The organism is Micromonospora sp. IBHARD004, assembly GCF_052814115.1.
Map to the genome: position 1 here is coordinate 5659563 of NZ_CP199934.1, position 23452 is coordinate 5683014.

Annotated in this window: 20 protein-coding genes; 2 read left to right on the forward strand and 18 right to left on the reverse strand. The window is 72.5% G+C overall.

Annotation, left to right across the window (positions count from 1 at the left end; all coding sequences use genetic code 11):
- Positions 1-87 precede the first annotated feature (87 nt).
- The 14 genes from atpD to prmC all read right to left on the reverse strand — a co-directional run bounded on the left by atpD (position 88) and on the right by prmC (position 13403).
- Positions 88-1524 carry a F0F1 ATP synthase subunit beta gene (gene atpD, locus ACTWO6_RS27560; protein WP_446216657.1) on the reverse strand — a complete coding sequence of 479 codons (1437 nt, stop codon included), beginning with the start codon at positions 1522-1524 and terminating at the stop codon, positions 88-90.
- Positions 1524-2453: a F0F1 ATP synthase subunit gamma gene (locus ACTWO6_RS27565; protein ID WP_446216658.1), complete on the reverse strand. Its 930-nt coding sequence runs from the start codon at positions 2451-2453 to the stop codon at positions 1524-1526. Before ACTWO6_RS27565 ends, atpD begins: the two co-directional genes overlap by 1 nt.
- A gap of 3 nt (positions 2454-2456) precedes the next feature.
- Positions 2457-4109 carry a F0F1 ATP synthase subunit alpha gene (atpA, locus tag ACTWO6_RS27570; protein WP_446216659.1) on the reverse strand — a complete coding sequence of 551 codons (1653 nt, stop codon included), beginning with the start codon at positions 4107-4109 and terminating at the stop codon, positions 2457-2459.
- A gap of 85 nt (positions 4110-4194) precedes the next feature.
- Positions 4195-5016: a F0F1 ATP synthase subunit delta gene (locus ACTWO6_RS27575; protein ID WP_446216660.1), complete on the reverse strand. Its 822-nt coding sequence runs from the start codon at positions 5014-5016 to the stop codon at positions 4195-4197.
- Positions 5016-5555 carry a F0F1 ATP synthase subunit B gene (locus ACTWO6_RS27580; RefSeq protein WP_446216661.1) on the reverse strand — a complete coding sequence of 180 codons (540 nt, stop codon included), beginning with the start codon at positions 5553-5555 and terminating at the stop codon, positions 5016-5018. The genes ACTWO6_RS27575 and ACTWO6_RS27580 overlap by 1 nt, the downstream gene beginning before the upstream one ends.
- A gap of 29 nt (positions 5556-5584) precedes the next feature.
- Positions 5585-5815 (reverse strand): ATP synthase F0 subunit C, encoded by a 231-nt coding sequence (locus ACTWO6_RS27585; RefSeq protein WP_130339524.1) that lies wholly within the window; start codon positions 5813-5815, stop codon positions 5585-5587.
- Between the two features lie 68 nt (positions 5816-5883).
- Entirely contained in the window at positions 5884-6681 is a 798-nt protein-coding gene (gene atpB / locus ACTWO6_RS27590; RefSeq protein ID WP_446216662.1) for a F0F1 ATP synthase subunit A, read from the reverse strand.
- Positions 6682-6692: 11 nt separating this feature from the next.
- On the reverse strand, positions 6693-6929 hold the full coding sequence (locus ACTWO6_RS27595) for an AtpZ/AtpI family protein (protein WP_446216663.1): 237 nt from the start codon (positions 6927-6929) through the stop codon (positions 6693-6695).
- A 196-nt stretch (positions 6930-7125) separates the two neighbouring features.
- Positions 7126-7557, reverse strand: a complete 432-nt coding sequence (locus ACTWO6_RS27600) for a hypothetical protein (protein WP_446216664.1) — start codon at positions 7555-7557, stop codon at positions 7126-7128.
- The gene (locus tag ACTWO6_RS27605; protein WP_446216665.1) at positions 7550-8839 is read right to left on the reverse strand and encodes a serine hydroxymethyltransferase; all 1290 of its coding nucleotides are present in this window, start codon (positions 8837-8839) and stop codon (positions 7550-7552) included. The genes ACTWO6_RS27600 and ACTWO6_RS27605 overlap by 8 nt, the downstream gene beginning before the upstream one ends.
- Before the next feature lie 95 nt (positions 8840-8934).
- Entirely contained in the window at positions 8935-11049 is a 2115-nt protein-coding gene (locus ACTWO6_RS27610) for a transglycosylase domain-containing protein (RefSeq protein ID WP_446216666.1), read from the reverse strand.
- Positions 11050-11199: 150 nt separating this feature from the next.
- Positions 11200-11811 carry an arsenate reductase/protein-tyrosine-phosphatase family protein gene (locus ACTWO6_RS27615; protein WP_446216667.1) on the reverse strand — a complete coding sequence of 204 codons (612 nt, stop codon included), beginning with the start codon at positions 11809-11811 and terminating at the stop codon, positions 11200-11202.
- A complete protein-coding gene (locus ACTWO6_RS27620; protein ID WP_446220788.1) occupies positions 11812-12456 on the reverse strand; it encodes an L-threonylcarbamoyladenylate synthase in 645 nt (214 codons plus the stop codon).
- The gene (gene prmC, locus ACTWO6_RS27625; RefSeq protein ID WP_446216668.1) at positions 12456-13403 is read right to left on the reverse strand and encodes a peptide chain release factor N(5)-glutamine methyltransferase; all 948 of its coding nucleotides are present in this window, start codon (positions 13401-13403) and stop codon (positions 12456-12458) included. The genes ACTWO6_RS27620 and prmC overlap by 1 nt, the downstream gene beginning before the upstream one ends.
- 74 nt (positions 13404-13477) lie before the next feature.
- Here prmC and ACTWO6_RS27630 point away from each other — a divergent pair, with 74 nt between their 5' ends.
- A complete protein-coding gene (locus tag ACTWO6_RS27630) occupies positions 13478-15028 on the forward strand; it encodes a diguanylate cyclase (protein ID WP_446216669.1) in 1551 nt (516 codons plus the stop codon).
- Between the two features lie 44 nt (positions 15029-15072).
- Here ACTWO6_RS27630 and prfA read toward each other — a convergent pair whose 3' ends face one another.
- A complete protein-coding gene (prfA, locus tag ACTWO6_RS27635; protein ID WP_446216670.1) occupies positions 15073-16161 on the reverse strand; it encodes a peptide chain release factor 1 in 1089 nt (362 codons plus the stop codon).
- Positions 16162-16267: 106 nt separating this feature from the next.
- Positions 16268-16492: a 50S ribosomal protein L31 gene (rpmE, locus tag ACTWO6_RS27640; RefSeq protein ID WP_089012801.1), complete on the reverse strand. Its 225-nt coding sequence runs from the start codon at positions 16490-16492 to the stop codon at positions 16268-16270.
- A 266-nt stretch (positions 16493-16758) separates the two neighbouring features.
- Between rpmE and ACTWO6_RS27645 the strand changes: the two genes are divergently transcribed.
- Positions 16759-17655, forward strand: coding sequence for a phosphatase domain-containing protein (locus ACTWO6_RS27645; RefSeq protein ID WP_446216671.1), 897 nt, complete (start codon positions 16759-16761; stop codon positions 17653-17655).
- 50 nt (positions 17656-17705) lie between these two features.
- Here the strand turns inward: ACTWO6_RS27645 and ACTWO6_RS27650 are convergent, their stop codons facing one another.
- Together ACTWO6_RS27650 and rho are read right to left on the reverse strand one after the other, a co-directional pair.
- Positions 17706-21167, reverse strand: coding sequence for a phosphodiester glycosidase family protein (locus ACTWO6_RS27650; protein ID WP_446216672.1), 3462 nt, complete (start codon positions 21165-21167; stop codon positions 17706-17708).
- Between the two features lie 142 nt (positions 21168-21309).
- Positions 21310-23310: a transcription termination factor Rho gene (rho, locus tag ACTWO6_RS27655; RefSeq protein WP_446216673.1), complete on the reverse strand. Its 2001-nt coding sequence runs from the start codon at positions 23308-23310 to the stop codon at positions 21310-21312.
- Positions 23311-23452: the final 142 nt, after the last annotated feature.

The following is a 23452-nucleotide window of genomic DNA, read 5'->3' on the forward strand; positions in this document are numbered from 1 at the left end:
ACCGGACATCTGCTACCACCGGCCGCGAAACGGATGGAGGCCACCCCGACTGACGCCGGGGTGGCCTCCACTGGGTGTGACCGAGGTCTAACCCTCCATCAGCTCCTTGGCCTTGGCCTCGAGGTCCTCGAGACCGCCGCACATGAAGAACGCCTGCTCGGGGAAGTGGTCGTACTCGCCCTCGCTGATCTTCTTGAACGCCTCGATGGTCTCGGCGATCGGAACCGTCGAGCCCGGCACGCCGGTGAACTGCTCGGCGGCGTAGGTGTTCTGCGACAGGAAGCGCTCGATCCGCCGGGCCCGGCCCACGGTGATCTTGTCTTCCTCGGAGAGCTCCTCGATACCGAGGATGGCGATGATGTCCTGCAGGTCCTTGTAGCGCTGCAGGATCCGCTTGACCTCGGTGGCCACCGCGAAGTGCTCGGTGCCGACGAACTCCGGGGCGAGGATCCGGGACGAGGACGCCAGCGGGTCCACGGCCGGGTAGATGCCCTTGTCGGAGATCGACCGCTCCAGGTTGGTGGTCGCGTCCAGGTGGGCGAACGTGGTGGCCGGCGCCGGGTCGGTGTAGTCGTCGGCGGGCACGTAGATCGCCTGCATCGAGGTGATGGCCTGGCCCCGGACGGAGGTGATCCGCTCCTGGAGCTCGCCCATCTCGTCGGCCAGGGTCGGCTGGTAACCCACGGCGCTCGGCATGCGGCCGAGCAGCGTGGAGACCTCGGAACCGGCCTGGGTGAAGCGGAAGATGTTGTCGATGAAGAGCAGCACCTCCTGCTTCTTCACGTCGCGGAAGTACTCCGCCATGGTCAGCGCGGAGAGGGCGACCCGCAGCCGGGTGCCCGGCGGCTCGTCCATCTGGCCGTAGACCAGCGCGGTCTTGTCGATGACGCCGGACTCGGTCATCTCGGCGATGAGGTCGTTGCCCTCGCGGGTGCGCTCACCCACCCCGGCGAACACCGACGTACCACCGAAGTTCCGGGCCACCCGGGTGATCATCTCCTGGATGAGCACCGTCTTGCCCACGCCGGCGCCGCCGAACAGGCCGATCTTGCCGCCCTTGACGTACGGGGCGAGCAGGTCGATGACCTTGATGCCGGTCTCCAGCATCTCGGTCTTCGGCTCCAGGTCCGCGAAGGCCGGAGCCTTGCGGTGGATCTGCCAGTGGTCGTCCGGCGTGAGCGTCTCGCCCTCGGTGAGGTTGAGGACCTCGCCGATCGCGTTGAACACGTGGCCCTTGACCGCGTCGCCCACCGGAACCTTGATCCCCGAGCCGGTGTCGCGCACCTCGGAACCACGGACCAGGCCGTCGGTCGGCTGCATCGAGATGGCGCGGACCATGTTGTCACCCAGGTGCTGGGCGACCTCCAGGGTCAGCTTCTTCTCGCCGCCGGAGAGCGTCACGTCCACGTGCAGGGCGTTGAACAGGGCCGGCATGGCGTCGCGCGGGAACTCGGCGTCGACGACCGGGCCGATGACCCGGACCACGCGACCCGTGGCCGTCTTGGTCTCTACTGGGGCAGTCATCACACTTCACTTCCCGACGCGGCGAGCGCGTTCGCGCCGCCGACGATCTCGCTGATCTCCTGGGTGATCCCGGCCTGGCGGGCCGTGTTCATCTCACGCGTGTACTTCTCGATCATGTCTTCGGCGTTGTCGGTGGCGGCCTTCATCGCCCGCCGCCGGGCCGCCGACTCACTCGCCGCCGACTCGATCAACGCCGCGTAGATCCGCGTGTTGATGTACTTCGGCAGCAGCGCGTCGAGCAGCGACTCCGCCTCCGGCTCGAACTCGTACGCCGGCAGCAGGCCCTCGGACCGCGGACGGTCCTCGACCTGCATCGGGCCGATGATCTTCGCGACCGGCGTCTGGGTCATCAGGGAGTGGAACTCGGTGAAGACGATGTGCAGCTCGTCGATGCCGAGCACCCCGTCCGCCCCGGCGCGGCCGTCCGCGTCGTCCGCGCCGGCCGAGAACGCCTTGATCAGCGTCTCGCCCACCTCGCGGGCATCCGCGAAGGACGGCTGCTCCGAGAAGCCCGTCCAGCTCGCCGCGATGTCCCGGTTGCGGAACCGGTAGAACCCGACGCCCTTGCGCCCGACGACATAGAGCACCGGCTCCTTGCCGTCGGCCTTGAGCCGGGCGATCAGCGACTCCGCCGTCCTGATCGCGTTGGAGCTGTAGCCGCCGGCCAGGCCCCGGTCGCTGGTGACCAGCAGGACGCCGGCCCGCCGCACCCGCTCACGCGGGGTGAGCAGCGGGTGGTCGATCCGCGCGTTGGACGCCAGCGCCGTGAGCACGCCGGTGATGGCCTGGGCGTACGGCAGCGACGCCTCCACCCGGGCCTGGGACTTGGCGATCCGGCTCGTCGCCACGAGCTCCATCGCCTTGGTGATCTTCTTCATCCCCTTCGCCGAGCGGATCCGCTGGCGAAGAACGCGAACCTGGGCCGCCATGGATCAGCTCTCTACCGGGCGGTCGGTCGAGCCGTCCCGGAAGCGGGTCACCGTCTCGCGGTTCTCCTCGCCCGCCAGCGGCTTCGCGGCGGGCTCGTTGATCCGCTGCTCGTCCTCCTTGCCCAGGAACATCTGCTTGAACTCGGTGATGGCCCGGTCCAGGGTGCCGATGATCTCGTCGTCCCACTTGTTGTCGGCGATCGCCACGAGGGTGCCCTCGTGCTTGTGCCGGAGGTACTGGAGGAACTCCGACTCGAAGCGACGGACCTCGCCCACCGGGATGTCGTCCAGCTTGCCCTCGACGCCGGCCCAGACGGAGACGACCTGCTCCTGCACCGGGTACGGCGAGTAGTTCGGCTGCTTGAGCAGCTCGACCAGGCGGGAGCCGCGCTCCAGCTGGGCCCGGGAGGCCTTGTCCAGGTCGGAGGCGAAGGCGGCGAACGCCTCCAGCTCGCGGAACTGGGCCAGGTTGAGCCGCAGCGAACCGGCGACCTTCCGCATCGGCTTCACCTGCGCGGCGCCACCGACCCGGGAGACCGAGGTGCCGACGTTGATGGCCGGCCGGACGCCCTGGTTGAACAGGTCGGTCTCGAGGAAGATCTGACCGTCGGTGATCGAGATGACGTTGGTCGGGATGAAGGCCGAGATGTCGTTGGCCTTCGTCTCGATGATCGGCAGGCCGGTCATCGAGCCGCCGCCCAGCTCGTCGGAGAGCTTCGCGCAGCGCTCCAGGAGGCGGGAGTGCAGGTAGAAGACGTCACCCGGGTACGCCTCACGGCCCGGCGGGCGACGCAGCAGCAGCGACACGGCCCGGTACGCCTCGGCCTGCTTGCTCAGGTCGTCGAAGATGATCAGGACGTGCTTGCCGCCGTACATCCAGTGCTGCCCGATGGACGAGCCGGTGTACGGGGCGAGGTACTTGAAGCCGGCCGGGTCGGAGGCCGGGGAGGCCACGATCGTGGTGTACTCCATCGCGCCCGCCTCCTCCAGGATGCCCTTGATCGAGGCGATCGTGGAGGCCTTCTGGCCGATGGCGACGTAGATGCAGCGGACCTGCTTCTTGGGGTCGCCGGAGCGCCAGTTGTCCCGCTGGTTGAGCACGGCGTCCAGGGCGACCGTGGTCTTACCGGTCTTCCGGTCACCGATGATCAGCTGCCGCTGGCCCCGACCGATCGGGGTCATGGCGTCGACCGCCTTGATGCCGGTCTGCAGCGGCTCGAACACGGACTGCCGGGCCATCACGTTCGGGGCCTGGAGCTCCAGCTCGCGGAAGCCCTCGTTCGAGATGTCGCCGAGACCGTCGATCGGCTGGCCGAGGGCGTTGACCACGCGGCCGAGGAAGGCGTCGCCGACCGGCACGGAGAGCACCCGGCCGGTGCGCTTGACGCGCTGCCCCTCCTCGAGCTTCGCGGAGTCACCGAGAACGACGACACCGATCTCCCGGACGTCGAGGTTCAGCGCCACGCCGAGCGTGCCGTCCTCGAACTCCAGGAGCTCGTTGGTCATGGTCGAGGGCAGGCCCTCGACGTGGGCGATGCCGTCGCCGGTGTCGGCGACGGTGCCGACCTCCTCGCGGGAGACGTCGGTCGAGTAGGAGGAGACGTAGCGCTCCAGGGCGCCGCGGATCTCCTCCGTCGAGATGGTCAGCTCGGCCATCCTCTGCTTCCTTAAATTTCAGGGGCCCGGGATACCTAGTACCGACCGGTCCGATGGCGTCGAATCAGGGCTGCGGAGACGCTGGTCAGCGCTTCGCGAGCGCGTTGCGGGTCTCGTTGAGGCGGCGCAGGACGGTGCCGTCGTACAGGTCGGAGCCGACCCGCACGCTCACCCCACCGAGCACCTCGGGGTCGACCGTCTGCTTGACGGAAACCTCTCGACCGTACATCTCTGAGAGGCGGGCACCGAGGCGTCGCTCCTCCTCGTCACTCAACGGAGCCGCCACGGTCACGTACGCGACCTGACGGTCCCGCCGGTCGGCGGCCAGCTCGACCAGCCGGGTGAGCGCACCACTGAAGGAGCGTCCCCCGAACCCGCCGAGCGCGGCCTCGACGAGGCGGACGGTGACCGGGCGGGCCTGGCCGGCGAGCAGGTCGCGGGCCAGGGTGGCCCGCCGCTCGGCCGGGGCGATCGGGTCGGAGAGCGCGTTGGAGAGCGCCGACTGACCGGAGACGACCTGACCGAAACGGAACAGCTCGTCCTCGACCTCGCCGAGGTCGCCGGCCTTGTCGGCGCTGGCCAGCAGCGCCTCGACGCCGAGCCGCTCGGTGCCGTCGAGCAGTTCCGACGGCGCCGACCAGCGGCCGGACACCAGCCCGGTCAGCAGGTCGAGCGCGTCCGCGCCCACCTTGCCGCCCAGGATGCCGGTGAGCAGCCCGGCGCGGTCCTCAGCGGACCGGGCCGGGTCCGACAGCGCCCGGCGCAGCCGCGGCTCGCGCCGCAGCACCGTGGCGACGGAGAGGATGTCGTCGGCGGTGGAGGCCACCGCCGACGGCTCCGCGCCGCGGGCGTACGCGTCGAGGCGCTCGGCCGCGACCTTGTACGACTCCCGGCTGGCGGCCTGCATCAGCGGGCCCCCGCGCTCTCGAGACCGCTCAGGAACCGGTCCACGGTGCCCTTGCGCCGCGCCTCGTCGGCGAGCGACTCACCGACGATCTTGCTGGCCAGGTCCACCGCGATGGTGCCGACCTCGGTACGCAGCTCGCGCACGATGGTGGCCCGTTCGGCGGCGAGCTGATCCTTGCCGGCCGCGATGATCCGGTCGGACTCCTCCCGCGCCTTGGCGAGGATGTCCTGGCGGATGCCCTCCGCGTCGGCCCGGGCGTCGTCCCGGATCTTGGCGGCGTCGGTCCGCGCCTCGGCGAGCTGGGCCCGGTACTGCTCGAGCAGCTGGTTGGCCTCGGCCTGGGCGGCCTCGGCGCGCTTGATGCCACCCTCGATCGCGTCGACCCGGGCCTGGAACGTCTGCTCCATGCGCGGGAAGACGAACTTCATCAGCACGAAGCAGAGCACGATGAAGGCGATCCCACCGACCACGATCTCCTGCCAGAGCGGGATGATCGGGTTGTGGGTCGTCTCACCACCCTCAACGGCGAGGAAGAACATGGGAAAACCTCCCGGTCAGAGGGGCTGGATCAGGCGCCGGCCCAGATGAAGCCGAAGGCGATGCCCAGCAGCGCGAGGGCCTCGATGACGGCGAAGCCGATCCAGACGTACGGCAGGGTCATCCGGGACGACTCCGGCTGGCGGGCGGTCGACTGGATGTAGGCCGAGAAGACCAGACCCACGCCGATGCCCGGGCCGATGGCCGCGAGACCGTAGCCGATGGCGGCGGTGCTGCCCTCTACCGCGGCGTAGATGTCCATTAGTGGGTTCCTCCTGGTTATCACGCGTGACGGTCACGCGGGACGACAACGGTTGGTGCGGAAGTGGATCAGTGTTCCTCGGCGAGCGCGCCCTGCACGTAGCTGGCGGTGAGCACCGTGAAGACGTAGGCCTGCAGGACGATCACCAGGAACTCGAGGAAGGTGAGCGCGATGGTCATCACCCAGGACAGCACCGAGACCGGTGCCAGCCAGGCGTTGGCGCTGAGCATCGCGAAGCCGCCGAGCGTGAAGACCAGCAGGAGCATGTGGCCGGCGAACATGTTCGCGAAGAGACGGACGGCCAGCGAGAACGGCCGGACCAGGAAGGTCGAGAAGAACTCGATCGGGATCAGCAGCGGCAGGATGTACCAGGGCGCCGGCGGGATCAGCGAGTGCTTGAAGTACTTCACGAAGCCGTGTTGCCGGATGCCGATGTAGTTGAACAGCACGTAGCTGATCACGGCGAGGAAGGCCGGGAAGGCGATGTGCGAGTTCGGTGAGATCTGGAAGAACGGGATGATCGCGAACGCGTTCGTCAGCAGGACGAAGCAGAACAGCGTGGTGAAGTACGGCGCGAACCGCACCCCCGCGTGCCCGATCATGTCGACGGCGATGTTGTTCCGCACGAAGCCGTAGATCGACTCGGCGAACCACTGCTTCTTCGTCGGCACCAGCTGCGGGTTCCGGTAGCTGGCCAGGAAGAAGATGATCAGGACGCCGACGGCGATCCAGACCATGGCCGTGATCTTGGTGAACCAGTACGAGTCGTGCGCACCCCAGGGCAGGATGCTGGGCAGGTAGAAGTCCTCCACTTTGGGTGGGAATTCCGCCTGGCCCGCTGCCAGGACGTTTGCCTGTCCGAACACCGCGTCCCTTCCTAAGTAGGCGTGCCGAGTCGGCGGACGACCAGGACGATCCCCCCGGCCATGCCGAGCACGACGCCGATCCCGGTGGCGATGCCGCCGGAGTCGAGCCACTGGTCGACCAGCCAGCCGATGAAGCCCCAGACGAGCATGCCCCCGATGAGGTACGAGAGCGCGGTCCAACCCTGGCCGGCACCGGACGGAACGTCGCCTGTGCCGCCAGTGCTGGGGGGTTTCTGGTCACCGGCCATGACGGGGCGAACGATATCAGTCGAGTGGACGAGGCTGTGCCTCACCCCCCGCACAACCTGGTTGTGTGGGACACGGGTGGGCGAAGTCGTCTGGAGGCACGCTACTCCCCTCTCGCCACTGAGAGAATGACCGATCGCGGACACACCGGCGTGCCGTCCGAAAGCTGGGACGGCGCTGGTCGGCGCCCCGATCGGATCAGGGTCGGGGCCGGCGCGCGTACACAGTGGTCAGCCACCAGACGTGCACGCCGGTCCAGACCGCCACCCCGGCGGCGATGCCCAGGCAGAGCGGGATCAGCCCCGGCCAGCCGGTCGCCGCCACCCCGATCATCACCGCGCCGAGCAGGGTGAACTTCGCCGCGTAGAGCCCCAGCCCGAACGGCAGCACCAGCTGCGGGTCGCGGGCGTCGGCCCAGGCCAGCACGACGGTGGTGAGGGTGTAGCTGACCGCCGTCACGGCCACCCCGGCCGCCGCGCCCAGCGCCGCGTCCGCCCCGCCGGTCACCCCGCCGACCACCGCGGCCAGCGCGCCCAGCACCGCCGAGGCGATCAGCAGCACCGGCAGGTGGCGCAGCCGCCAGCCCCGGTCCGCGGCCGCCTCCGCCGCGCGCGCCCCGGGCTCAGCCACGGGGGTACGCCGGGAAGGCGGCGACCAGCTCGGCCACCTCGGCGGCGATCCGGGTCAGCTCGTCGGCGCCCCCCGGACCGCCCGGGTCGGTGCGGACCGCGCGGGCGATCAGCGCCGCCACCTGCCGCATCTCCCCCTCGCGCATGCCCTGGGTGGTGACGCTCGGCGTGCCCACCCGGATGCCCGAGGCGACCATCGGCGGCTGCGGGTCGTACGGGATCGCGTTCTTGTTCAGCGTGACCGCCGCGGCGTCGCAGCGGGCCTCCGCCTCGGCGCCGGTCACCCCGAGCTCGCGCAGGTCGATCAGGGCGAGGTGGGTGTCGGTGCCGCCGGAGACCGGGCGCATCCCCTCGGCGGCCAGGCCGGCGGCGAGCGCCTGGGCGTTGCTCACCACCTGGGAGGCGTACGCCCGGAACTCGGGCTGGGCGGCCTCGCGCAGGGCGACCGCCTTGGCCGCGACGGCGTGCATCAGCGGGCCGCCCTGGGTGAACGGGAAGACCGCCTTGTCGATCCGCGGCGCCAGCGACTCCCGGCAGAGGATCATGCCGCCGCGCGGGCCGCGCAGCACCTTGTGGGTGGTGAAGCAGACGACGTCGGCGTACGGCACGGGCGACGGGACGGCCCGGCCGGCGACCAGCCCGATGAAGTGCGCCGCGTCCACCATCAGGTACGCGTCGACCTCGTCGGCGATCTCCCGGAACCGGGCGAAGTCGATCAGCCGGGAGTAGGCCGTGGCCCCGCAGATGATCATCTTCGGGCGGTGCGCCCGGGCGAGGTCGCGCACCTCGTCGTAGTCGATCAGCTCGGTGTCCGCTCGGACGGTGTAGCCGACGGTGTGGAACCACTTGCCGGAGAAGTTCACCCGGCTGCCGTGGGTGAGGTGCCCGCCGTGCGGCAGACCCATCGCCAGCACCGTGTCCCCCGGCTGCACCAGCGCCGCGTACGCGGCCAGGTTGGCGCTCGCGCCGGAGTGCGGCTGGAGGTTGGCGTGCTCCGCGCCGAAGAGCTCCTTCGCCCGGGCGATGCCGATCTCCTCGGCCCGGTCCACCTCGGCGCAGCCCCCGTAGTAGCGCCTGCCCGGGTAGCCCTCGGCGTACTTGTTGGTCAGCGTCGAGCCGAGCGCGGCGAGCACCGCCGGGGACGTCAGGTTCTCGCTGGCGATCAGCTGCAGGCCGCCGCGCAGCCGCTCCAGCTCGCCCAGCACCACCCCTGCGATCTCCGGGTCGACGGCGCTGAGCTGCTGGAAGTCCGGGCCCCAGAAGGTGTCCCTCGCGTTGTCCACAGCGAAGGAGTCTATGGGGCCGCACACTGGGAGTCGTGCGAACGCCCCTCCGCCCACTCCCCCGCCCCGGCTGACCCCCTCCCCTCGGGCGGGGGTTAGTTGCCGGCGCGGGGGGCGGTGACGCGGTAGGCGGTTGTTTCGCTGGGGGGTACGAAGTCGAGGACCGGCTGGTTGCGGAGGGCGTACGCGAGGAGGCGGCCCACCGCGGTGATCTGCCGGGCCTGCACACCGCCGCCGACCGCGTCCCGGGGATCGTCCGGGTTCGCCGCGATGGTGGCGATCGCGAGCTGCGGGGTGAAGGCGACCACCGTCTCCGTCGCGTTCCGGTCCGAGCTGCCGGTCTTGCCGGCCAGCGGCCGGCGCAGCCCGGGCTGGAGCTTCTCGGCGGTGCCGCCGTCGCAGCGCCGGTACATCGACTGGTCGCCGACCGGGCAGCGGGCCGCGTCCGTCGCCGCCCGGGCCACCTCGGCGTCGAGCACCTGCCGGCAGTCCGGATCGCCGGCGGCCACCTTCCGGCCGGCGCTGTCGCTGATCGAGGTGACCGGCGTCGGCGCGCACCAGATCCCCTCGGCCGCCACCGTGGCGTACGCGTTGGCGAGGTCGAGCGGGGTGGTGGCGGCGACGCCGAGGGTGAACGGTCCCCACTCCTTCGCGCCGTAGCGGGCCAGCGCGGCGTCGTCCTTGGCGCGCAGCACGATGCCGAGCCGCTCGGCCATCTCCACCACCCGGTCCGCGCCGACCTTCTCGGTCAGCCAGGCGAAGTAGGTGTTCACCGAGCGGCCGAAGGCGCTCCACATGGTCTGGTCGCCGTCCATCCACGTCGGGCTGGCGTTGGTCGGGCACCAGTACCCGCCGCAGCTGGCCGTACCACCCGAGACCCGGTATTTGGTGACGATCCGGGCCGGCGCGTCGAAGGCGGTGGCCAGCGGCAGCCCGGACTCCAGGGCGGCCAGCAGGGCGAACAGCTTGAAGGTCGAGCCGGCCTGGTAGCCGACGATGCCCCCGCCGCCGGCGACGAGCTGGTTGACGGTGTTCGGGTAGTTGCGCTGGCCGGTCGGGTTGGCCGCCACGCTGAAGTTCCGGTTCACCGCCATCGCCAGCACCCGGCCGCTGCCCGGCTGGACCACCGCGGTCGGCGCGGCCCGCTTGTTGTCGACGGCGTAGACCTGGAGCACCTGCTCGGTGGCCTGGCGCTGCACGTCCGGGTCGAGCGAGGAGACGATCTTGAAGCCGCCGCGGCGCAGCGTCCGCTGCCGCTCGTCGGCGGAGCCGCCGAAGGCCGGCTGCGCCTTCCACCACCGGGTGAACCAGTCGCAGAAGAAGCCCCAGTCGTTGTGCTGGGCGGGCACGGCGGCGCAGTCGTTCGGCGTCGCGCTGGGTTGCAGGATGAGCTGCTCGTCCTTGGCCCGGGCGGCGTCCGCGGCGGCGACCTGGCCGGTCTCCACCATCCGGTCCAGCACGTACGCCCGGCCGCCCAGCGCCGCGTCGGCGTCGCCGTTGATCGGGTCGTCGGTGTCGGGTGAACGGACCAGGCCGGCGAGCAGCGCCGCCTGGGCCAGGGTCAGCTTCGCCGGCTCGGTGGAGAAGTAGCGCTTGCTGGCCGCCGCGATGCCGTACGCGCCGGCGCCGAAGTAGGCGATGTTCAGGTACCGGCTGAGGATCTGGTCCTTGTCCAGCTCCCGCTCCAGGGCCAGCGCGTAGCGCATCTCCCGGATCTTGCGGCCGGCGCTGATCTCGGTGGCCCGGGACCGCTGTTCCTCGGTCAGCCGGGGATCGCCGGCCAGCGCGTTGCGGACGTACTGCATGGTCAGCGTGGACGCGCCCTGCCGGGTCCGGCCGTCCCGGCTGTTGACGGTGAAGGCCCGGACCACGCCGCGGACGTCGACCCCGTGGTGCTGGTAGAACCGGACGTCCTCGGCGGCCACGATGGCCTGCCGCATCACCAGGGCCACCTCGGCCACCGGCACGTCCACCCGGTCCTCCACGTAGAAGGAGGTGATCAGGGTGTGGCCGTCGTTGGCGTAGAGGTTGGACCGCTGCGCCGGCTGCGGCGTACGCAGCGACTCGGGCAGCTCCGAGTAGGGCAGCAGCCCCTTGAAGCCGAGCCCGAACACCAGCGCGAGCGGCAGCGCGGCGGCCGCCAGGACCAGCCCGGCGAGCACGCCGGCGAGCAGGACGGTGAACAACTTGTCGAGCTGGGCCCGGTTCATCAGCTCTCCCCGCAGGAGCCGGCCACGTTCGGACCCGTTCAGGATGACCGGAAACAGCGGTCAAGCCGCCCCTTTTCCCCCGCAACACGCATAAATTTCGCGGAAAAGGATGAAGATGGACAGAAACCCCACATCCGGGATTCGGAGGGCTCAGGGCAACAGCACGGCGGCCAGCGGGTGGACCGTCTCCTCGATCTCGTCGGCCACCCGGCTGAAGCACTGGTCGCCGCGACCCCACGGGTCGTCGAGGTCGTCGGCGGGCAGCGGTGCGGCCCCCTGCCGGGCCGCGTCGGCGGCGGCCACCAGGGCCACCCCGCGGGCGTACACGGCGTCCGGGGTGGCCTCCACCGGGGGCAGCCCGGCGGCGTCCACCGCGACCAGCAGCCGGCCGAACTCGCCCAGCACGAAGGTGCGCGCCGCCGCGTCCGGCCGCAGCGCCACCACGTACTCGTGCTGGTCGGCGGTGGCGGTGAGGACCAGGTCGGCGGCGTCGATGAGGTCCGACCGGAGCTTGCGGGCAGCGAACCCGGCCACGTCACCGCCGCGCGACACCACCTGCCGGGCCGCCGGCGGATTCATCTCCTCGCCCGCGTGCCAGCCGCCGGTGCCGGCGCTGTGGCTGTGCAGCAGCTCGTCCGAGCGGGTCGGGTCGACCCCGAGCCGGCCCAGCCGCTCCCGCACGGCGAGCAGCAGCAGCCGTTCGGCCATCGGGGACCGGCAGATGTTGCCCATGCAGACGTGCAGGACGGTGAACGGCGGCACTCAGACCCCCCGCTCGTCGAGGATGTCCGGCACCACGTCGCGCAGCTTCACCAGCGGTACGGCGCCCTGGCGCAGCACCCGGGGCACCTCGCCGGTCAGGTCGACGATGGTGCTCGGCACCGGGTCCGGTGCGGGCCCGGCCTCCAGGTAGGCGCGCACCGAGTAGCCGAGCTGGTCCCGCGCCTCCTCGGCGGTGACCGCGGCCGGCTGGCCCACCTTGTTGGCCGACGCCACCGCCATCGGACCGGTCTCCCGCAGCACCTCCAGCGCCACCGGGTGCAGCGGCATCCGCACCGCCACCGTGCCGCTGGAGTCGCCCAGATCCCAGGCCAGGCTCGGCGAGTGCTCCACCACGATGGTCAGCGCGCCCGGCCAGAACGCCTCGACCAGCTCGCGCGCCGAGCGGGGCAGCGAGAAGACCAGGCCGTCGAGGGTGTGCCGCGACCCGATCAGGACCGGCGGCGCCTGCCGCGCGCCGCCCTTGGCGTCCGCGAGCGCCTTCACCGCGTACGGGGTGAAGGCGTCGGCGCCGATCCCGTAGACGGTGTCGGTCGGCAGGACGACCAGCTCGCCGTTCTTGACCGCCTCGATGGCAGCGGCGATGCCGCGGTCCCGGTCGGCGGGTGACCGACAGTCGTAGAGCATCACGAGGAGCCAGTCTGCCACGCCGGGCCGCCGGCGGCCTGCTGGCCGTCCGCCCGCCGGGACGCGGTGGCGAACCGGGGCCGGCCGACCAGGTCCCGGTGCTCCGCCACGGCGGCGAACCGGCCGTCCGCGGCGAGCAGTTCGGGCACCGCCGCGCCGTGCGTGTCGTCGTGCTCGATGCCGAGCACCCCGCCGGGGCGCAGCAGCTCGGCCGCGCGGCCGATCACCGGCCGGATCACCGCCAGCCCGTCCGCCCCGCCGAAGACCGCCTCGTCCGGGTCGTGCCCGGCCACCTCCGGCGGCACCGCTACCGACCGGGGCACGTACGGCGGGTTGCAGAGCAGCACGTCGACCCGGCCGACCAGCTCGGCCAGCAGCTCCGGGTCGGTGACGTCGGCGGCCACCACCTCGATCGGGGTGTCCCCCGCGGCGGCCCGGTCGGCGGCGTTGCGCCGCAGCCATGCCAGTGCCGCCGGGGACCGCTCCACCGCCACCACCCGGGCGTCCGGCAGCTCCTGGGCGACGGAGAGGGCGATCGCGCCGGAGCCGCTGCACAGGTCGACCACCAGCGGGGCGCTGCGCGGGCTCCCCTGCTCGACGCCCCAGCCGGCGAGCAGCTCGGTCTCCGGCCGGGGCACGAAGACGCCCGGGCCGACGGCCAGCTCCAGGTGCCGGAAGCCGGCGACGCCGGTGAGGTGCTGCAACGGCTCCCGGGCGGCCCGTCGGCCGACCAGCGTGTCGAAACGGGCGAGGTCGTCGGTGGTGAACCCGTCGGCCAGGGCCAGCCGGCCCCGGGGCACGCCCAGCACGTACGCGGCCAGCAGCTCGGCCTCCGCCCGGGGCGCCTCGACCCCCGCCCCGGCCAGCGCGCGGGCCGCCCGGGCGATCGCCGATGAGGGCCGAAAGCGTTCTGTCCCTTCGGACGGGTGTTGCGGGAGGGAGGTCACGACATAATCATGAAGCGTCGCGGGTCGCATCACGAGCGGGTGCGTCCGGACGCACACCGACAGGGAGGTTGCGGGTGGGCTGGCTCGACCGGGTCGACGACCAGGTTGACGCCCTCAGGCACGCCCGCGCGTTGCAGGAGGCGAGCCGCTCGGCGGAGGCCTGCGCCCTGCTCGACCGGATCATCCGCACCACCAGCGACCCGAACACCCGGGCCGACGCCCTCGTCCAGCGCCTCTCCGCGCTGATCAATCTCGGTCGGACGGCCGAGTTCACCCGGGCCATCGAGGAGGCGTCCAGCGCCACCCGCGACCTGTCCGAGCCCTACCTGCGCGGGCACCTCAACGCGCTGGCCGCGCTCGCCGCGCACCACCAGGGGGCGCTGGACCGCTGCGTCACCCACCTGGTCAAGGCTTCCCGCTGGCTGGGCACCGTCGACGACCCGGACCGGGACACCGCCTGGGGCTGGCACGACCTGGCGATGGCCTACTCCTACCTCAGTTTCCACGGCCACGCCCTCGGGGCGATCGAGCGGGCCCGCCAGGTCGGGCTGGCCGCCGGCATCCCGGAGGAGACCTTCGCCGCCCCCGGCATCCGGCTGCGCAACGCGGTCGCGCTGGACCACAACGGGGACAGCGACGGCTGCCTGCGGGTGCTCCGGGACGTCGCCGGGGACCTCAACCGGTTCCTGCGCGCCGGGCGGGCCGGCAAGCTGCGGCCGAGCAGCCTGGCCGCGTACGGCTACGCGGCGGCCCGCCGGGGGGTGCTGGGCGACCGGGTGGAGTCCGGCACGGACGCCGACCCGGCCCGGCTGCTCGGGCACGGCGGCGACAGCGCCCGGGCGCGGGACATGCGCCAGCTCGGTCAGGTCTGCCTCGCCGTCGCCGACGGACGGCCGATCGAGGCGGTGACCCGGCTGGAGGCCGCCCAGGTCTCGGCCGAGACGCTCGGCGCGGCCGAGCCGGCCCGGCTGCGCAGCATCGCCCTGGCCCGGGCCGGTGACCACGCCGCCGCGCACCGCGCCGACCGGCACGCGTTCCGGCTGGCGGCGCAGCGCAACGACCGGCTGCGCGACGTCTACATCGACGGGATCGCCGCCCGGATCGACCACGAGGAGATGCGCCGGGAGGCGGCCCGGTACGAGGGCGAGGCGCTCACCGACCCGCTGACCGGGCTGCCCAACCGGCGCCGCCTCGAGCGGTACATCGGGGCGGTGGTGGACCGGGGTGAGCGGGTGGTGATCGGCGTCTGCGACCTCGACGGCTTCAAGGCGGTCAACACCCGGCACGGCCACCACTCGGGTGACCTGGTCCTGCAGCGGATCGCCGGGGTGATCAACCGGGTGATGCGACGCGGTGACTTCGTCGCCCGCTACGGCGGCGACGAGTTCGTGGTGGTGCTGGCCGGGGCCGGGATGTCGGAGGCCGCCGAGGTGGCCCGCCGGATCGACGCGGCGGTCCGCACCGAGGACTGGGAGTCCCTGGTGCCCGGCACCCCGGTCGGGGTGAGCATCGGCTTCGCCGAGGTGAGCGGCTCCGGCGCGAGCCTTCGGGAGGCCCTCGGCACCGCCTTCGAGCTGGCCGACCGGGAGATGCTCCGGGCCAAGTCCCGCCTCCGCGCCTCCTGATCCCACCCGCCCGCGCCGGCGTGGGCCGGGCAGGGGGCAGGCGGTCAGCGGCGGGTCAGTTCGGTCTCCCCGGCGAGGCGGGCGGCGCGGTCGGCCTCCGTCAGGGCGTCCAGGACGCCGTCCAGCTCGCCGGCGAGGGCCAGGTCGAGGTTGTACGCGGTGTAGCCGATCCGGTGGTCGGTGATCCGGTTCTGCGGGAAGTTGTAGGTGCGGATCCGCTCCGAGCGGTCCACCGTCCGGACCTGCGCCTTACGGGCGTCCGAGGCGGCCGCGTCGGCCTGCTCCTGAGCCGCCGCGAGCAGCCGGGCGCGCAGGATCCGCATCGCCTGCTCCCGGTTCTGCAGCTGGGACTTCTCGTTCTGGCAGGAGACCACGATCCCGGTCGGCACGTGGGTGATCCGGACCGCCGAGTCGGTGGTGTTGACCGACTGGCCGCCCGGGCCGGACGAGCGGAACACGTCGATCCGCAGGTCGTTCGGGTCGATGGTGACGTCCACGTCCTCGGCCTCCGGCAGCACCAGCACGCCGGCCGCGCTGGTGTGGATCCGGCCCTGCGACTCGGTGACCGGGACGCGCTGCACCCGGTGCACGCCGCCCTCCCACTTGAGCCGGGACCAGACGCCGTTGCCGCCCTCCGGCACGCCCTTGGTCTTGATCGCCAGCGAGACGTCCTTGACCCCGCCGAGGTCGGAGTCCTGCGCGTCGATCACCTCGGTGACCCAGCCGTGTCGCTCGGCGTAGCGGGTGTACATCCGCAGCAGGTCGCCGGCGAACAGGGCGGACTCCTCGCCGCCCTCGCCGGCCTTGATCTCCACGATCACGTCCTTGGCGTCGTGCGGGTCGCGCGGGATCAGCAGCTCCGCCAGCCGCTCCTCCAGCGCCGGCAGGGCCGCCGCGATCGACTCGGCCTCGGCGGCGAACGTCGGGTCCTCGGCGGCCAGTTCGCGGGCGGCGACCAGGTCGGCGCGGGCCTGCTCCAGCTCGCCGGCCGCCTTGTGCAGCGGGACCAGCTCGGCGTACCGGCGACCCACCCGCCGGGCGGTGCCCTGGTCGGCGTGGATGGCCGGGTCGGCGAGCCGCTTCTCCAGCTCGGCGTACTCGTCGAGGAGGGCGGCCAGGCGCTCACTGCTCATGCTGCGGGTGCTCCTTCGACGGCAACGGGCGGGCGGACGGAAGCTGGCGAAAACGGACGAACGCCCGTGTCCGGCACGGAGCCGGACACGGGCGTCGTCGGTGAAGCTACTTGGCCTTCTTGGCCTGAACCTTGGCGTACTTCTGCTGGAACTTCGCGACCCGGCCGGCGGTGTCGAGAACGCGCTGCTTACCGGTGTAGAACGGGTGGCAGGCGCTGCAGGTCTCGACGTGGATGGCGCCGCCCTTGGCGGTGCTGCGGGTCGTGAAGGTGTTACCGCAGGAGCAGCTGACCTCGGTGGTCACGTACTCCGGGTGGATGTTCTGCTTCATCTCGCCTCGGTCCTTTCGTGGGTGGTCGCCGGGTCGCCGTCGATGTCCCCGTCGTACACGACGGGCTCGGGCGTGAACCGGAACCGGTGGCCGATTGACCAGTGTGCCATGGGCGTCGGCCGACCCGGCGAGCGGGCCGCACACGTGGTCCGGCAGGCGTAACACTCGCCTCCCCGGACGCATTCCCGCCCCGCTCGCGGGCATTCGCCAGGTCGTACGGTGAGACCCGGCGCGGACCGGGACCGGACGAACCGGGGGTGGGAGGCATGTTCCGTCTGATCGCGACCCGGGGCCTGCCGGCCTCCGGCAAGACGACCTTCGCCCGCCGGCTCCAGCCGGGTGTGGTCCGCGTCAACCGGGACGACCTGCGCCGGATGATGCACGGCGAGCGGCTCTTCACCCAGTGGGCCGAGGGGCAGGTCACCAGGGCCCAACGGGCCCAGGTGGAGACGCTGCTGGCGGCCCGGGTCAGCGTCTGCGTGGACGACACCAACCTGCGGGCCCGGACCCTGCGGGACTGGGCGGAGCTGGCCGAGCGGTTCGGCGCCACGTTCGAGGTGCACGACTTCACCGACGTGCCGCTGGAGGAGTGCCTGCGCCGGGACGCCGCGCGGCCGGAGTCCGACCGGGTCGGCGACGCGGCGATCCGCCGGCTGCACGACCGCTACCTGGCCAACCGCTCGTTACCGCTCCCGGTGCCGACGGCCCGCACGGGCACGCCGGCCGCCGTCCACCCGCCGCACCCCGAGCCGCCGGCGATCGTGCTGGTGGACATCGACGGCACGGTGGCGCTGAACGTCTCCCGCAGTCCGTACGACATGACCCGGGTGGCCGAGGACGCGCCGAACGAGGCGGTCATCGCGGCGGTGCGCGCGATGCACTCGGCCGGCCACGGGGTGATCTTCTGCTCCGGCCGGGACGCCTCGGCCCGGGCCGACACGGAGGCCTGGCTGGCCCGGCACGTCAAGGTCCCCTACCTGGCGCTGCACCTGCGGGCGATCGGCGACCAGCGCAAGGACGCGATCGTCAAGCAGGAGATCTACGAGCGGGAGATCAAGGACCGGTACCGGGTGGTCGGCGTCTTCGACGACCGGATGCAGGTGGTCCGGATGTGGCGGTCGCTCGGCCTGACCGTGTTCCAGGTCGCCGAGGGCGACTTCTGACCGGCCGGCTCCGGGGCGCGGCGTGGCTCCACCGCGCCCGGAGCCGACGGTCAGGCGGCGGGTGCCTCCCCAGGAGCCGCCGCCGTGAGGGCGACCGTCGCCTCGGCGCGGACGCCGTTGACGGTCACCGCAAGCCGCACCTGCACCCCGGGCCGCAGCGCGGTCAGCCGCCCGGTGGCCGGGTCGAACCGGGCCACGTGCCACGGCTTCACCCCGTCGGCCGGGCCGATGAGCAGGTTCGGCGAGCCGGACCAGTCGGCGCTGACCGGGGCGGCCACCGGGACGGTACGACCACCGGGCTGGGTCAGCGTCGCGGCGACCGCCGCCGGGTCGCCGACCGCCACGCTCGCCGGCGCGGTCAGCGCGAGCCGGTCGACGTGGGCGTGGAACTCCGCGTCGATCCAGCGCGGCCCCTCGGCGAGCGGGTCGCGTCGGGCCCGCTCCGCCTCCTCCGGGGTGACCGGGTCGACGCCGAGCTCGGTCCACCCGGTGAAGCCGCCGAGCTGTGGCGGGGTGGACGGGTTCTTGCCGGAGTTGCCGTTGATGACGTACGGCACCCCGTCCGCCCGGTCGGCGTGGAAGGTGCCGACGTGCCCGTTGACGACGAGCGCGCCCTTGCCGGTGCGGTGCTGGAAGTCGGCCAGCCACTGCTCCACCAGCGCCGCCTCCTTCCGGTCACCGAGCTGGCTCGCCTTCGCCGGGCTGGGATCGCGCGGCGGGTGGTGGAACAGCACGGCGACCGAGCCGACGGCCGGGTCCGCGGCGGCGGAGTCGAGGGTGTCGCGCAGCAGTTTCACCTGGTCGAAGCCGCTACCGCGCAGCGAGCCGGTGGAGCTGTTCAGGGTGACGAACCGGGTGCCGCCGTGGTCGAAGACCCGCGAGGTGTCGCCGAAGACGTTCCGGAAGTTGGTGATCGGGGCGCCCATGATCTCGTGGTTGCCGGGCACGTAGTACCAGGGCAGCTCGTCGCCCAGCTCCTCGTCGAGGATCCGCCGGGCCAGCGCGAAGTCCGCCGGGTACGCGGTGTCCACGAAGTCCCCGGCGATGATCAGGAAGTCCGGCTTCGCCGCCTTGACCTCGCGGAGCGTACGGCGGGCCTGGGCGACCAGGTCGCTGTCCGGGTCGGCGGCGACGAACTGGGCGTCGGACATGACCGCGAAGCGCCACGGCGCGCCGTCCACGGTGCCGTCGCGGAGCACCACCCGGTCGGTGCGCGGCTCCTCCGGCGGCGCCTGGACCGTCGGGGGCACCTTCGCCGCCAGGTCGTCGATGACGATCTCGCTGGTGTACTGCGCCGCCGGGTTGGTCTCCGCCACGTAGAACCGGCGGACCCGGACCGGATACTGCACGCCGGCCGGCACCGCGAACTCGACGTACTTCCAGCCGGTCCAGGTGATGTAAGGGCCGCGCAGCACGTGCTGGGTGTCCTGGGCGTCGTGCAGGTGCAGGCTGGGCCACTCCCCCTTGCCGTTGCCGTGGATCCACATGCCGAACGCCTGCGGCTGGCCGGGGACCTCGATCCAGGCGGGCGGGTCGGCGTACGCGGCCCGGGTGCCGGTGGACTGGCTGAAGTCGTACGACAGCTTGAGGCCCGGGCCGGTGTGGCCCGGCGTCGGGGCGACGGAGCCGCTCGCCCGGGCCTGGCTGAACTTCCAGGACGCGGCGTCGTCGAAGGTGGCGACCGGGACGTCGGTCAGTCCGACGGTGACCGGCAGCACGGTGGTGCGGTCGCCGACGTGGACGGTGACCAGGGCGGAGCCGCTGTCGCCGAGCGCCTTGACGGAGAGGTTGCCGTCGCCGGTGGGCGTGACGGCGAGCAGCTCCCGGTCGTACTCCAGCGTCAGGTCGGCCGGCTCGATCGGCGCGGTGTTCCCCTCGGCGTCGTAGCCGACCACCCCGAAGAGCCCGGTGTCACCCTGCCGGTTCAGGCCGAGCCGGTCCACGGTGGAGTCGACCCGGTCCAGCGGCCCGAGCACGGTGAGGTCGAGGGTGCCGCTGGCCTCCGCCCGCCAGGCGGTGACGGTGCTGCGCCCGGGCGCGCCGGCCCGGAAGACGCCCTCGTCGTCCACCTTTCCGTGGACGGCCGGATTGGCCCGCCACTCCGGCGCTCCGGCGGCCGGGCCGTAGGTCTCGTCGTAGCCGGCGGCGGTGAGCCGGCGGGTCAGGCCGGGGAAGACCCGGTCCGGGCGGCCACCGCGGATCGGGGCGACGCCGGGCGCGGCGGTCGGATCGCTCGCGGTCTCCAGCCAGTACCCGGTGAGCCGGCCGCTGCCCTGCGGCGCGTAGATGGCCAGGCCGTTGGGGACCGGGCGTTCGGTGCCGTCCGACGGGCTGTTCTCCACCTGCACCGCCGCCACGCCCGGTTCCCTGGCGAGCAGGGTCGAGGAGCCGCCGCCGTCGAGGTTCAGCGCGGTGGACGCGCCGAGCTCGACCATCATCCGGCCCAGCTCGGTCTGGGTGACGCCGCGGCTGTCCACCTGCCGACCGTCCACAGTCAACATGATCATTCTGCGCCCGTCGGCGGAGAAGCCGACCGAGGTGCGCGGCGCGAGGGTCGGATCGGCGATGTTCTGCACCACCCCGTCCCGGACCAGCACGTTGCCGCCGCCGACCGCGGCGCGCAGGCTGCCGCCGTCGGACGCCTTCGGCCGCCAGGCCACGTCCACCGGGTCGCCGGGGCGCAACGCCGCGAGGGCGTCCGCACCGGCCTCCCGGCCGAGCAGCACGGTGGTTCCGGCCGGGATCGGTCCCTCGCCGGGCGTGGTGGTCAAGGCCGCGACCCGGCCGCCGGTCACCGCGACCTCGACGACCCGGGCCGCGCCGGTCACCGCCCGCTGCCGTGGGTACGACCCCCAGAGCGGGGTGAAGACGCCGATCCCGTCCCGCTGCACCATGTTGTTGAACTGGGTCAGCGGGACCGGCCCGGCCGGCAGCGTCGCGCTGCCCTCGAAGCCGACCTGGATGATCCGGCCCAGCCCCTCCGCGCTGATCGCGGCGGCGTTGGGATGCCCGGCTACCGGCGACTGGATCAGGTCGCCGGAGCGGATGCCGACGCCCTGCGCCGCGCCGGAGTTGTTGATGTCGAAGAAGTCGCCGTTGACGGCGGCGACCGCCCGGGAACGGTCCACCGCCGCGCGCAGCGGCTCGTCCCGGGTCACCGCGCCGGAGTTGACGTAGTCGACGGTGACGCCGCCGGAGAGGTCGGCGGTGAGCGCATCCGCGCGCAGCCAGCCCTCGGCGTCGTACCGGTCGAAGGAGGTGAGGTCGAGCCCGGGGGCGACCGGGCGGATGGCCTTCGCGGTCTCCAGGCCGTCGGCCGGCTCGACGCCGGCCGCCGCGGCCAGCGCCACCGAGGAGGCGGGATAGGAGGAGGCGGCGGGGGCGTCCTCGACGGCGGTGCGGGCGTCACCGGCGGGTGCCGCGAGGCCGGCCGGGGCCGGTCCGGGAATGCTGAGCAGCGGCGCCAGCAGCAGGACGCCGGCGAGACGGGCGGATCGTCTGCGGGTACGCATGGACGACAGTCAACCCGACGCTGCACAGAAGTTTCAATACCCGACGGCTGAACCGAAGGAAAACTTCACTGCGGTGCCCGGGTACGACGAAGGGCACGGCCGTGGTGGCCGTGCCCTTCGTCGGTGTCCTACCGGGGCGGTGTCACTCCCCCGGCGTCGACTTCGCGATCTGCATCAGGAACTCGATGTTGGTGCGGGACTGCTTGAGGCGGTCCAACAGCAGGTCGAGCGCCGCCTGCGAGTCCAGCGAGTGCAGCACCTTGCGGAGCTTGTGGATGATCGCCAGCTCCTCCGGCGCGAGCAGGACCTCCTCCTTGCGGGTGCCGGAGGGGTTGATGTCGATCGCCGGGAAGACCCGCTTGTCGGCGATCTTCCGGTCCAGCTTGAGCTCGGCGTTACCGGTGCCCTTGAACTCCTCGAAGATGACCGTGTCCGCCATGGACCCGGTCTCCACCAGCGCGGTGGCGAGGATGGTCAGCGAACCGCCGTTCTCGATGTTGCGGGCCGCTCCGAGGAACCGCTTCGGCGGGTAGAGCGCGGTGGAGTCGATACCACCCGACATGATCCGGCCGCTGGCCGGCGCCGCCAGGTTGTACGACCGACCGAGCCGGGTCACCGAGTCGAGCAGCACGACGACGTCGTGCCCCAGCTCGACCAGGCGCTTCGCCCGCTCGATCGCCAGCTCCGCCACCGTGGTGTGGTCCTGCGGCGGACGGTCGAACGTGGCCGCGATGACCTCGCCCTTCACCGACCGCTGCATGTCGGTGACCTCTTCCGGCCGCTCGTCGACCAGCACCACCATCAGGTGGCACTCCGGGTTGTTGCGGGTGATCGCGTTCGCGATCGCCTGCAGCACCATCGTCTTACCCGCCTTCGGCGGCGAGACGATCAGCGCCCGCTGGCCCTTGCCGATCGGCATGACCAGGTCGATCACCCGGGTGGTCAGGATGTGCGGCTCGGTCTCGAGCCGCAGCCGCTCCTGCGGGTACAGCGGGGTGAGCTTGTAGAACTCGGGACGACGCTTCGCCTCGTCCGGCTCCATGCCGTTGATGGTGTCCAGGCGGACCAGCGGGTTGTACTTGTCGCGCCGCTGCTCGCTGCCACCGTCGCGGGCGGCCCGGACCGCACCGGTGATCGCGTCACCGCGGCGCAGGCCGTACTTCTTGATCTGGGACATCGAGACGTAGACGTCGTTCGGGCCGGCCAGGTAGCCGGTGGTCCGGACGAAGGCGTAGTTGTCGAGCACGTCGATGATGCCGGCCACCGGGACGAGCACGTCGTCCTCGCTGACCTGCGGCTCGCGGCCGCCACCGTCGCCGCCCTCGGGGCGGTCGCCCCGGCCGCGCCGACGGTCCCGGAACCGGCTGCGCCGGCCGCGCCGGCCGCCGCCCTCGCCGTCCTCGTCGGAGTCGTTGTCCCGCTCGGCACGCTGGCCACGGTCGTTGCGGTCGCCCCGCTCGTTGCGCTCGCCCCGGTCGCCGCGCTCGTTGCGGTCGCCCCGCTCGTTGCGCTCGGCACGCTCGCCGCCGCGCTCGGCCCGCTCGCCGCCGCGCTCGGCCCGCTCGCCGCCGCGCTCGGCCCGCTCGCCGCGCTCGGCACGCTCGCCGCGCTCGGCACCGCGCTCGGCACGCTCGGCACCGCGCTCGGCACCGCGCTCGCGACCGCCGCGGCCCTCGCCACGCTCGGCCCGCTCGCCGGTCTCGGCCGGAGCCTCCTCGGTGCGCGGCTCGGCTGCCGTGGCAGCGACCCGGCCACGACGGGTCCGGGTGCGACCCTCGGTCACCTCGGCGGCCGGAGCCGCCGGAGCCTGCTCGGCGGGGCGGCGCTCGGTGTCGGCCCGCTCCTGGAGCACCTCGGCGCGCACCTCATCCCGGGCGGGAGCGGCCGCGGCCGCGACCTCGGCCCGCGGTCGAGGGGTCCCGGCGGCGGCGCCGCCCTGCCGCTCGGTGATCGCGGTGATCAGCTCGCCCTTACGCATGCGAGCCGTGCCGGAGATACCGAGCGACGCGGCCAGGCTCTGCAGCTCTGGCAGCAGCATCGCCGACAGGCCGGTACCACTGCGCCGACGGCGTGTGGGGGCGGCGGTGGTGGCATCGCCAGCGACGTTGGAAACATCCGACGTCACGTCGGTGGTGTCGCTCAATGGATTCCTTCCCTCGATAGGCCGGGACTGCCCGGTGTCGAAAACCAGGTGGCCGGGCGGCCTCGGTGCACCCGCCTCGCATTGACGCGTCGCGGGAGTCTGTGACACAGCAGCCGGTCGGTTTCCCGACTCACCGACGTCG